The organism is Novosphingobium soli, assembly GCF_042432915.1.
Classification (GTDB): domain Bacteria; phylum Pseudomonadota; class Alphaproteobacteria; order Sphingomonadales; family Sphingomonadaceae; genus Novosphingobium; species Novosphingobium soli.
The window spans coordinates 70,792-82,298 of record NZ_JBHLWK010000012.1 but is presented as its reverse complement, the minus strand read 5'-3'; the positions used below and the strand labels follow the sequence as shown (position 1 = coordinate 82,298).

Below are 11,507 nucleotides of genomic sequence, written 5' to 3'. Positions count from 1 at the left end.
CCGTCGCCGAGCAGGGCGGGTGCGACTTCATGACCTGCTCGGGCGACGACCCCGGCGCCGCCGGACACTCTGGCGGAGGTGTCCGGGGCGAAGGCCGTGGGCGCCCGGGAGCCGGCTCTCCGGCCCCGGGACGCGAGGGGTGCGCCCGGAACGGAGAGGCCGACGGCTCGATGCGCCTTCTGGCTGCCTCGTCTGTCCATGCCCCGGGTTGTCACCAAGGCAGGTTGCCCCCGGATTTCACCGCTTTTGCAGCCTCATTTCAGACCTGTCGCAAGCGGTAACACCGGCTGAAATCCGCGGCCGACACGCACTGTTCACAAGCGGCGAATGATCCTAGAACTTCCCGCAATGGACCTGCAGACCCGCATTCTCATCGTCGATGACGACGAGGGCATACGCGCCCTGATCGGCGACTTTCTGGCCAAGCACGGCTACGAGACCAAGACCGCCGCCGATCCGCTGGAAATGCGCGCGTTGCTGGCGCAGGAGCGGTTCGACCTGATCGTGCTCGACGTGATGATGCCCCGCGAGGACGGACTGACGGCGCTGCGCCAGCTGGGTCTGGACGCGCCGCCGGTCATCATGCTCTCGGCCGTGGGCAGCGACGTCGACCGCATCGTCGGCCTCGAGATGGGCGCGGACGACTACCTGGCCAAGCCCTGCAACCCGCGCGAGCTGCTGGCGCGGATCCGGACGGTGCTGCGTCGCCGGGCGACGGCGAACGTCACTGCGGTCCCGGCCTTCGCCGAAGCGGCGACAGAGGCCGATTCGGGAGACTGCCTGCGATTCGCGGGCTGGCGCATGGACCTGGGGTTGCGGCTTTTGTTCGATCCGACCGGCGCGCCGATCACGCTGTCGGACGGCGAGTTTCGCTTGCTGCGCGCCTTCGCCGAGCATCCCCGCCGCGTGCTCACGCGCGACCAGCTGCTCGACTGGTCCCGAGGCGAGGATTCGGAGCATTACGACCGGGCCATCGACGTGCAGCTCTCGCGCCTGCGGCGCAAGCTGGCGGAAGGACAGGGCGGCGGCGAGATCATTCGCACCGTGCGCAACGAGGGTTACCTTTTCGTTCCCGCCGTGAGCGGCGGCGCCGCCGCAAACTAGCGCAATGCTCTGAAATCCGCCCGCAAACGGCGGCGCACAGTGCTCCCCTCCACGGGACCAACGATGGCGTTGGGCGGATGGAGGATCACATGGAGCGACATGACACTGGCCACGGCGAAGGGCTGGCGCAGGATCTGGAGGCGATCGCCGGCCGCATGATCGCACGGCGGCGGGCGCTGGCGCTGCTGGCGGGCGTCGGCACCAGCGCGGCGCTGGCCTCCTGCGGCGGGGACGAGAGCTCCGCCTCGACCGCCAGCTCAGGCACGACGACCTCGTCGTCATCGTCTTCATCCTCCACCTCGACCGGTTCGAGCTCTTCGACATCGTCGACGAGCTCGTCCTCGGGCGGCACGTCGGCCAGCGCCTGCGTGGCCGACCCCAGCGAAACCAACGGCCCCTATCCGGCCGACGGCACCAACACCGCCAGCGGAGCGACCTCGAACGTACTGAGCCAGAGCGGCGTCGTGCGCTCGGACATCCGCTCCAGCTTCATCGGCTCGACGGCCACCGCGGACGGCGTGCAGCTCCAGCTCGTGCTCCAGCTGGTCGATGTCAGCGACGGCTGCGCGCCGGTCGTGGGCGCAGCGGTCTACGTGTGGCATTGCGATGCGCAAGGGCGCTACTCGCTCTATTCCAGCGGCGTGACCACCGAGAGCTACCTGCGCGGCGTGCAGGTGACGGACAGCGAGGGGAAGGTCACCTTCACCACGATCTATCCCGCCTGCTACGACGGGCGCTGGCCGCACATCCACTTCGAGGTCTTCACCGGGGGGCTCACCGCCGCGAGCACCGGCCGGACGGCCACGCTGATCTCGCAGCTGGCGATGCCCGCCGCGGTGAACACGGCGATCTACAGCAGCGACACCCGCTACACCGCCAGCATCGCGAACTACAACGCGGTCTCGCTCTCCGCCGACAACGTGTTCGGCGACAATTCCTCGGCGGAGCTGGCGCAGATGACGCCCGCGCTCAGCGGCAGCGTCTCCGCCGGATACACCGGCACGGCCCTGATCGGGATCGCCTGAGCGCGCCCCATCCACGTTTCCCCACCACCTCTCCGAAAGCCAGCCATGTCTTCGCTGTACAGCACCACCAGTCTGGGCGCGCTCGTGCTCGCCCTCGTTCCCGTCTGCGCTCTTGCCGACACCACCGTGTCGAACGACAGCACCACCGCGCTTACGACATCGGCCGCAGGCAACGTCACCGTCACCACCGATGGCGCGATCACGCTCCCCAGCGGCAATGCGGTGACGGTCGACAGCGACGCTGCCGTGACGATGAACGGCAGCATCGCAATGGGCGGCGCGAACGGGGCCACCGGCATCCGCGTCACCTCGGGCGCGGCGACCGACATCACCATCGGCGAGGACGCCACGATCTCGGTTCTGGAGGACTACGTCCTCGAGGATGATGACGACGACGGGATCGTCACCAGCGGCATTGCCTCTGCCACCGGCCGCTATGGCGTCTACGTTGGGGAGGACGGCGGATCGGGGTCGATCCTCAACGAAGGCGCGATCACGGTGGAAGGCCAGAACTCCGGCGGCATCGTGCTCGCGGGCGACTGGACCGGGGACGTGAAGAGCTCCGGCACGATCTACGCGGTGGGCGACGATGCCGTGGGCATCGCCACGCGCGGCGTCGATGGCGACGTGACCGTCGAGGGGTCAGTCGCGGTCGTGGGTGCCAATGCCAGCGCGCTCACCGTGGCAGGCGACGTGACCGGCGCCGTGACCATCCAGGGCGCCCTCTCTCGCGGATATTCCTACTCCGACGACGACGGCGGCACGCAGGTCCTCTCCCGCGCCGCGCTGCGCAGCGGGACCGCCGTCGTCTCGATCACCGGCAACGTCGCGGGCGGCATCTACGTGGCCGCGCCGCCCACCAATGAGGATGACGACGACACCGACGAGGACGACGATGGCGTCGCCGACAGCGACGAGGGAACCGGCACCATCGCCACTTACGGCAACGGCCCGGCCATCCAGATCGGCGGCACCAGCGACATCACAATCGGTGCTGCCGATGCCAACATCGGCGCCTATTCCGTCGCAATCGAAGGCTCGGTCACGGCCAACTCGTACTACAGCAATACTGACGCCTACGGTCTCGTGATCGGTGGCCAGGGAGGCGCGGTCACCCTGACCAACGGGATCGGCGTATCCGGCACGCTTTCCGCGACCTCCTACGATTCGACGGCGGTGGCGCTGCAGATCAACGCCGACAGCACCGTCACCAAGCTCTACAACAGCGGAACCATCGTGGCCTCGCTGACCTCTGCGGGCGAGGGCGCGACTGTGGCGATCCAGGACCTCTCGGGGACGCTCTCCACGCTGGAGAACACCGGCTACATCACGGCCAACGGATCCAGCACCGATACCCGCACCGCCATCGACCTGTCGGCGAACACCGGCGGGGTGACGATCTCGCAGTACCTGAACGCCGTCGATGCCGAGACCAGCGCCGAGTACGTGGAAGACAACGATGAGGACGATCCCACCATCTACGCCAGAATAACCGGCGACATCCTGCTGGGATCGGGGAACGACACGATCAGCGCATCGACCGGCCAGATCGTCGGCGACACCACCTTTGGTGTCGGCGACGATGCGCTGGCGCTGTCCGGCAACGCCGTCTACGTCGGCGATGTCGCCTTCGGCAGCGGGACCGGCGCCGCCAACCTCTCGGGCAGTTCCGTGTTCTCCGGCACCATGGATTTCGCGGGCGCGGCAGGCACGGTCACCATTGCCGATAGCGCCGTCTATTCGGGCCAGCTTGCCGACGCCGCGAACGTCGCGGTGACGGTAAACGGGGGCACGTTTATTCCGGACGCGGCGACGACAGTCAGCTTCGGCAGCCTCCACGTGGCTTCGGGGGGCACCATCGGCGTCTACGTGGACGGGGACGAGAGCTCGACGATAGCGGTCGCCAGCGCCACGTTGGAGGATGGAGCGAACGTCATCGCCACGGTAAACGACCTGGCCACGGCGGAAGGCACTTATACCGTGCTGACGGCCGGCGACCTGTCGATCGAGGGCGCGCTGAACACCTCTGTCGACACACCGTTCATCTACAGCGGCGCGGTCAGCACCGACGACAACAGCGTCTATCTTACCCTGTCGCGCAAGAGCGCGAGCGAACTGGGGCTCAGCAAGGGGCAGTCCTCGGCCTGGGATGCGGTCTATGCCGCGGCGCAGAACGACGACCACGTGACCGCGAGCCTGCTGGAGGTGGCGGACTCCGCCACGCTGCGCGCGCAGGTCGGCGGATTGCTGCCGGACCATGCCGGCGGCGTGTTCAAGGCGGCAACCATGGGTGACCGCCTCGCCGCCCGGCACATCAGCGACGACACCTCGCTGTTCGACATCTCCGACGTCGGCGGCTGGCTGGAGCCGGTCTACTGGCGCTCCAGCAAGGAGACCACCGGCACTGCCGGGTACAAGGCCAGTGGCTGGGGCCTTTCGGGCGGCGTGGAGCGGCGCACCGGGCTGGGATATTTCGGCGTGTCCTATGCCTGGCTGCAAGGCAGCGTGAAGAACGACGGCGGCGCCGGCAAGCTCGACATTGGACAGCACGACGTGGGCCTGTTCTGGCGCATCAACGAGGGACCCCTCCTCGCCTGGGCCCGCCTGGGCGGCTCGCGCATTGCGATCGACTCCACGCGTACCTACACCGGGACGATCGACGACACCGACTTTTCCTATGCCGCCGATGCCAGCTGGAACGGGTGGCTGTTCTCGGGCCTGCTGGGTGCATCCTACCGCTTCGACATGTCGCGCCGCTTCAGCCTCAAGCCCAAGCTGGAGGTGGAGCAGATGTGGCTGAAAGAGGACGGCTACGACGAGACCGCGGACAACGACGCCATCGCCCTCTCCGTCGCGAGCCGCACCAGCAAGGCGCTCACCGCCACGCCCAGCGTTACCGCAGCCTACTCGCTCGGCACGATATCGCCCGACTGGCGACCGCTGACGTTTCAGTTCGAAGGCGGCCGCCGCGAGGTGCTGGCGGGAGGCCTGGGCAGCACGACGGCGTGGTTCAACGGCGGCGACAGCTACGATGCGGGCGACGCTTTCACCATCGCCGGAGACGGCTCGAAGGGCGCTTGGATCGGCGAGGCCAGCATGCTGGCAGGCGGCTACGATTTCACCTGGAAGCTCGCCACGCGCGTGGAGCGGACCAGCACCAGTACGGACCTTTCCGCCAGGGCCTCGCTCAGCGTCGCGTTCTGACCAGCGTATTGACGAGAAAACGGGCGGGAGCCTCGCGACTCCCGCCCGCCTCTCGTTAACTCGGTCGGGGCTCAGGCGGCCTGTGCGGCCTGGGCGATCTCGGCCGGGGCTTCGTTGCGGATCAGGTAGTCGAAGGCCGAGAGGGCGGCCTTCGATCCCTCGCCCATGGCGATGATGATCTGCTTGTAGGGCACCGTGGTCACGTCGCCCGCGGCGAAGATGCCGGGCAGGTTGGTCGCGGCCTTCTCGTCGATGACGATCTCGCCGCGGCCGGTGAGCTCGAGGCCCGAGTCCTTGAGCCACTCGGTGTTGGGCACCAGGCCGATCTGGACGAACACGCCCTCCAGTTCGATCTTGTGCTCCTGCCCGGTCTCGCGATCCTTGTAGACCAGCGCGTTGACCTTCTCGCCGTCGCCCTCGACCTCGGTGGTCTGGGCGCTGGTGAGGATCACGACGTTCTTCATCGACTTGAGCTTGTCGACCAGCACCTGGTCGGCTCGCAGCTTGGAGTCGAATTCGATCAGCGTCACGTGGCCGACGATATTGGCAAGGTCGATCGCCGCCTCCACGCCCGAGTTGCCGCCGCCGATCACCGCCACGCGCTTGCCCTTGAACAGCGGGCCGTCGCAGTGCGGGCAATAGGCCACGCCCTTGGTCTGGTACTCGGCCTCGCCGGGAACGCCCAGGTTGCGCCAGCGCGCGCCGGTGCTGATGACCAGGCTGCGGGCCTTGAGCGAGGCGCCGTTGGCGAAGACCACCTCGTGGTAGCCGCCGACCTCGCGCGCGGGGATGAGCTTCTCGGCGCGCTGCAGGTTCATCACGTCGATGTCGTATTCACCGACATGCGCCTCCAGCGCGGCAGCCAGCTTGGGACCTTCGGTGTAGGGAACCGAGATGAAGTTCTCGATGCCCATCGTGTCCTGCACCTGGCCGCCGAAGCGCTCGGCAGCAACGCCTGTGGAGAAGCCCTTGCGCGCCGTGTAGATCGCGGCCGAGGCGCCGGCGGGGCCACCGCCCACGACCAGCACTTCGAACGGCTTCTTCTCCGCCAGCTTGGCGGCGGCCTTGGCATCGGCGCCGGTGTCGAGCTTGCCGAGGATCTCCTCGACGCTCATCTTGCCCGAACCCCACATCTGGCCGTTCAGGAAGACCGCTGGCACCGCCATGACGCCGCGCTCCTCGACCTCGGCCTGGAAGGCGCCGCCTTCGATCAGCGTGGCTTCCACGTGGGGGTTGTTGAGCGCGAGCAGCGTCAGCGCCTGCACCACGTCGGGGCAGTTGTGGCAGGAGAGCGAGAAGTACATCTCGAACTGGTGCGTGCCTTCGAGCGCACGCGCCTGCTCGAGCACCTCGTCCGAGACCTTGGGGGGATGGCCGCCGGCCCACAGCAGGGCGAGGACGAGCGAGGTGAATTCGTGGCCGAGCGGCAGGCCGGCGAAGCGCACCCAGGCGCTGGCGTCGGCGGCGCGGCGGATGACGAAGCTGGGACGGCGCGCATCGTCGCCGTCGAAAGTGGCGGTGACCTTGTCCGAAAGCGAGGCGATGGTGGTCAGCAGCTCGCGAGTTTCGGCGGACTTCGCGTCGTCGCCCAGGGAGGCGACGAGCTCGATCGGCTCGCGCAGCATGCCGAGGTACTGCGAGAGCTGTTGCTTCAGGGTGGCGTCGAGCATGAGTCAGGGTCCTGTCGTATGATGTGGAGAGATGGCGGCCCGGGGCAGGGGAGGGGGGGGAATGCCCCGGGCCGTCTCTGGTGGGGCCTGCCGCTAGGCAGGCCCCTGATCCCTCAGGTGCGACCCGAAGGAGTGTTCTTAGAGCTTGCCGACGAGGTCGAGCGAGGGGGCGAGGGTCTCGCCGCCTTCTTCCCACTTGGCCGGGCAGACCTGGCCGGGGTGCTCGCGCCAGTACTTGGCGGCCTTGATCTTGCGCACCAGCTCCTTGGCGTTGCGGCCCACGCCCTCGGGGGTGATCTCGACGAGCTGGATGACGCCGTCCGGATCGACCACGAAGGTGGCGCGGTCGGCCAGGCCGGCTTCTTCACGCAGCACGCCGAAGTTGTTGGTCAGCTTGTGGTTCTGGTCGCCGAGGAACGCGTACTTGATCTTGCCGATCTTGTCCGAGGTGTCGTGCCAGGCCTTGTGGCTGAAGTGCGTGTCGGTCGACACGCCGTAGACTTCCACGCCCATGCCCTGGAGCGTCTCGTACTGCTCACCGAGGTCTTCCAGCTCGGTCGGGCACACGAAGGTGAAGTCGGCCGGATAGAAGAAGAACACGGCCCACTTGCCGGCGATGTCGGCTTCGGTGACGTCGAAGAAGTCCTTGCCCTGCTGGAAGGCGGTGTTCTTGAACGGCTTGATGGTGCTTCCGACGATACCCATGGATGTAGCTCCCTTGCGTGGGTGGTTGAAACTGACTGGACGGAGATAGTCCGAGGCTGTGACGATTTTAAGCGGCTTGATCCGATTGACCTCATCGGGTGTGCCGATCACCCAGAGATGGATTGTGCGGAAGCGTCGATAAGACGCGCTGCCCGCGCCTGGCTTCGGCTCAGGGCAGGCGGCGCGCCAGCTTCACCAGCATCTCGTCCAGGCTCGAGAGAAAGCGCGAGCGATCCTGCTTGGAGAACGGCGGCGGCCCGCCGATGGTGTCGCCCCCGGCCCTCAGGTCCGCCATGATCGCCCGGGTGGCGATCGCCCCTCCGATCGAGGAGGTGGTGAAGGGCTTGCCATTGGGTGCCAGCACGCTTGCGCCCAGCTTCAGGCAGCGATCGGCAAGCAGGATGTCGGCGGTGATGACGATGCACCCCGGATCGACGTTGTCGACGATCCAGTCGTCCGCGGCGTCGAAGGCGTCGCCTACCAGCTTGCGCGCGATCAGCGCGCTCTGCGGAACCCGGATGGGGCTGTTGCTGACGACGACCACCGGCACCTTGTGGCGCGCGGCCACGCGATAGACCTCGTCCTTGACCGGGCAGGCATCGGCGTCGACGAGGATGCGGGCCACGTCAGCAGGCTCCGATCAGCCGCACTGGCCGCGGTGGAGCAGCTTGTGATCGGCGAGCACGAGCGCCATCATCGCCTCCACCACTGGGACGCCGCGGATGCCGACGCAGGGGTCGTGCCGGCCCTTGGTGAACATCTCGGTGGCCTCGCCGGAACGCGTGATCGTCGGCTGCGGGGTCAGGATCGAACTGGTCGGCTTGAAGGCGACGCGACAAGTGACCGGCTGTCCGGTGGAGATGCCGCCGGCGATCCCGCCCGCATGATTGGCCAGGAACGCCGGCGCGCCGTCGGGGCCTTCGACCGAGGGCCGCATCGGATCGGCATTCTCCTCTCCGGACAGGCGCGCGGCGGCGAAGCCGTCGCCGATCTCCACGCCCTTGACGGCATTGATGCCCATCATCGCGGCCGCCAGGTCGGCATCCAGCTTGGCGTAGAGCGGGGCGCCCCAGCCGGCCGGCACGCCACTGGCGTAGCATTCCACCACCGCCCCGACGGAGGACCCGGCCTTGCGCGCATCGTCGACGATCTTCTCCCAGCGCAACGCGGCGGCGGCGTCGGGGCAGAAGAAGGGATTGTTGCCGATCTCCTGTTCGTCGAACTTGCCCGGATCGATCATGTCGCCGCCCACTTCGGAGACGTAGGCGCGAATGGTGACTTCCGGGAGGACCAGCCGCGCGACGGCGCCCGCGGCCACCCGGCTCGCCGTCTCCCGGGCCGAGGAACGCCCTCCGCCGCGATAGTCGCGAAAGCCATACTTGGCGTCGTAGGCGTAGTCGGCGTGCCCGGGACGATAGGCGAGCGCGACCTCGGAGTAGTCCTTGGAGCGCTGGTCCACGTTCTCGATCATCAGGCTGATCGGCGTGCCGGTGGTGCGGCCTTCGAACACGCCCGAGAGGATGCGGACCTGGTCCGGCTCCTGGCGCTGCGTGGTGAAGCGGGACTGGCCCGGCCGCCGCGCGTCGAGGAACGGCTGGATCTGGCCCTCGTCGATGGCGAGCCCCGGCGGGCATCCGTCGACGACGGCGCCGATCGCCGGCCCGTGGCTTTCGCCCCAGGTGGTGAAACGGAAAAGGCGGCCGAAGCTGTTCACGCTCATGGCCGGGCCTTGTCTCCAATCCCGCGCTTTGTCCAGTGGGCCGGCTTCGCTCGGGCGCGCGGAGAGTCACGTCGCAGGCGCCGGGCCGATGCGCTCGCATCGGCTGCAATCCTTCCGCGGGTGCGACATTTGGCGCGCGGAATGAATGCGATCGGCTCTTGTCTACGGGCATGTCCGGATGCACAGGAGCGCCATGTTCCTCGTTCTCTTCCGCAATCGCAAGCGCACCGACATCGACGCGGATTCCTACATCCACGATGCCTTGGAAATGGAAGCGATAGCCGCGCTCCAGCCCGGATTCCTCTCGTTCAAAAGCTACACCGCGGACGATGGCGAAGTGCTGTCGATGTCGGAATGGGAATCGCAGGACGCGGCCCGCGCCTGGGGGCGCGATGCCGAGCACCTGATCGTCCAGCGACGCGGCCGCGCCCAATATTACGAGAACTACACGGTGTTCGCTTGCGATTCGCCCCACGTGCAGCGCTTCGGCCTCGACGACGCCGGGCGGCAGTAACCTGCTGGGCGTAGTCGGCACTCGGCCGGGCGCCCCCCGCTTCGCGTCGTTGCACTCACGCCCGAGGCGGCTAAACAGACCGGCCAAGCGGATGGAACATGCAGGCGGAACCGATGCTAGACCTTTACGGCATACCTAACTGCGACACGGTGAAGAAGGCCCGCGCCTGGCTTGATGGCCAGGGCATCGCCTATGCGTTCCACGACTACAAGAAGGAAGGCGCTTCCCCCGAGAAGCTGGTGGCCTGGATCGAAGCGGTCGGGCTGGAGAGAGTGCTGAACCGGGCGGGCACCACCTTCCGCAAGCTGCCGGATGCCGACAAGGTCGATCTCGACCAGGCGCGCGCGGTAGCGCTGATGGTGGCCAATCCCAGCACGATCCGACGGCCGGTGGTCGAACATGCGGGCGGCATCCTGACGGGCTTCAAGGAGCCGGAATGGGCGGCGGCGCTGGCCTGACCGGCGCATGAACATGCTCGAGTGGATCGCTGCCGGGCTGGGCCTCGCCAACATCGCGCTGCTCGTGCGGCGCAGCGTGTGGAACTATCCGTTCGGCATGGCCATGGTCGCGCTCTATGCCTTCGTCTTCTTCGAGGCGAAGCTCTACGGCGAGGCCGGGCTGCAGCTGTTCTTCTTCGCGGCGCAGGCCTGGGGCTGGGTGCTCTGGGTGCGGGCCGGGGGCGCCGAATCTACGGTGCCGGTGCGCTCGCTGGACAATCGCAGCCGCCTGGTCTGGGCCGCCGCCACGGCGGCGCTCGCGCTCAACCTCGGCTGGGTCATGCACCGGTTCACCGATGCGGCGATGCCCTATGCCGACTCCGCGATCGCCGGCGCGAGCATCGCGGCGCAGATCCTGCTGGCGTTCCGCCGGATCGAGAACTGGGTGCTCTGGATCGCCATCGACCTGGCTTCCATCGCGGTCTACGTCGCCAAGGACCTGTGGCCAACCGCGGCGCTCTACGTCGTCTTCCTCGGCATGTCCGTGCTGGGACTGCGTGAATGGATCCTCGCCGGGCGCCGGTCATCGTGAGGACCGTCTGCTTCCACGGTGCCGAGAGCACCGGCAAGTCGGTGCTGTGCGAGCGCTTCCACCGTGGCCGTGGCTGGCCTTGCGTCCCCGAGTACGGCCGCCTCTACTGCGAGGAACACGGAACCGACCTCGCGATGGAGGACCTGCTCGCCATTGCCGAGGGGCAGGCGGCGCTCAACCGGCAGGCCATGGCCGCGCGGCCGCCGCTTCTGCTGCTCGACACCGACCAGCTCATGACCGCGGCGTGGGCCGAGATGCTGTTCGGCGAGGTCCCGGATGCGCTGTTCGCGTACCCGAAGGCGGATCTCTACCTCCTGTTCGAGCCCGACGTGCCCTGGCGGGCGGACGGCACCCGCTTCTTCGGCGAGGACGAGAGCCGCGCCCGTTTCGCGGCTCTGGCGGAAGCGATGCTGGAGCGCACCCGGGTGCCCTTCGTGCGGATCGCCGGGACCTGGCAGGAGCGCGAGGCGCAGGCCCTGGCCGCGATCGAGCGGCTACATTCAGGAGATCCGCGGCCCTGATCCAGGCGCAGGCAG

The 11,507-nt window shown here is 67.8% G+C and carries 11 protein-coding genes; 7 read left to right on the top strand and 4 right to left on the bottom strand.

All coding sequences use genetic code 11. From position 1 onward, the window contains the following. Positions 1-348 precede the first annotated feature (348 nt). From ACFFJC_RS09860 to ACFFJC_RS09850, 3 genes are all read left to right on the top strand, one after another. Entirely contained in the window at positions 349-1,104 is a 756-nt protein-coding gene (locus tag ACFFJC_RS09860; protein WP_379487329.1) for a response regulator, read from the top strand. Positions 1,105-1,193: 89 nt separating this feature from the next. After that, entirely contained in the window at positions 1,194-2,129 is a 936-nt protein-coding gene (locus ACFFJC_RS09855; protein WP_379487328.1) for a dioxygenase family protein, read from the top strand. A gap of 45 nt (positions 2,130-2,174) precedes the next feature. Further along, on the top strand, positions 2,175-5,333 hold the full coding sequence (locus tag ACFFJC_RS09850) for an autotransporter outer membrane beta-barrel domain-containing protein (RefSeq protein ID WP_379487327.1): 3,159 nt from the start codon (positions 2,175-2,177) through the stop codon (positions 5,331-5,333). Between the two features lie 71 nt (positions 5,334-5,404). Here the strand turns inward: ACFFJC_RS09850 and ahpF are convergent, their stop codons facing one another. From ahpF to aroC, 4 genes are all read right to left on the bottom strand, one after another. Further along, positions 5,405-7,003 (bottom strand): alkyl hydroperoxide reductase subunit F, encoded by a 1,599-nt coding sequence (gene ahpF, locus ACFFJC_RS09845; RefSeq protein WP_379487326.1) that lies wholly within the window; start codon positions 7,001-7,003, stop codon positions 5,405-5,407. Between the two features lie 138 nt (positions 7,004-7,141). Next, positions 7,142-7,708, bottom strand: a complete 567-nt coding sequence (ahpC, locus tag ACFFJC_RS09840) for an alkyl hydroperoxide reductase subunit C (RefSeq protein ID WP_379487325.1) — start codon at positions 7,706-7,708, stop codon at positions 7,142-7,144. Positions 7,709-7,877: 169 nt separating this feature from the next. After that, positions 7,878-8,333 carry a YaiI/YqxD family protein gene (locus ACFFJC_RS09835; RefSeq protein ID WP_379487324.1) on the bottom strand — a complete coding sequence of 152 codons (456 nt, stop codon included), beginning with the start codon at positions 8,331-8,333 and terminating at the stop codon, positions 7,878-7,880. 15 nt (positions 8,334-8,348) lie between these two features. Then, entirely contained in the window at positions 8,349-9,428 is a 1,080-nt protein-coding gene (gene aroC / locus ACFFJC_RS09830; protein WP_379487323.1) for a chorismate synthase, read from the bottom strand. 193 nt (positions 9,429-9,621) lie between these two features. Here aroC and ACFFJC_RS09825 point away from each other — a divergent pair, with 193 nt between their 5' ends. The 4 genes from ACFFJC_RS09825 (at position 9,622) to ACFFJC_RS09810 (ending at position 11,492) form a co-directional block, all read left to right on the top strand. Further along, a complete protein-coding gene (locus tag ACFFJC_RS09825) occupies positions 9,622-9,942 on the top strand; it encodes an antibiotic biosynthesis monooxygenase family protein (RefSeq protein ID WP_379487322.1) in 321 nt (106 codons plus the stop codon). Between the two features lie 113 nt (positions 9,943-10,055). Next, positions 10,056-10,400 (top strand): arsenate reductase, encoded by a 345-nt coding sequence (locus ACFFJC_RS09820; protein WP_379487321.1) that lies wholly within the window; start codon positions 10,056-10,058, stop codon positions 10,398-10,400. 7 nt (positions 10,401-10,407) lie between these two features. Further along, positions 10,408-10,971 (top strand): nicotinamide riboside transporter PnuC, encoded by a 564-nt coding sequence (gene pnuC / locus ACFFJC_RS09815; protein WP_379487320.1) that lies wholly within the window; start codon positions 10,408-10,410, stop codon positions 10,969-10,971. Then, positions 10,968-11,492, top strand: coding sequence for an AAA family ATPase (locus tag ACFFJC_RS09810; RefSeq protein ID WP_379487319.1), 525 nt, complete (start codon positions 10,968-10,970; stop codon positions 11,490-11,492). The genes pnuC and ACFFJC_RS09810 overlap by 4 nt, the downstream gene beginning before the upstream one ends. Positions 11,493-11,507: the final 15 nt, after the last annotated feature.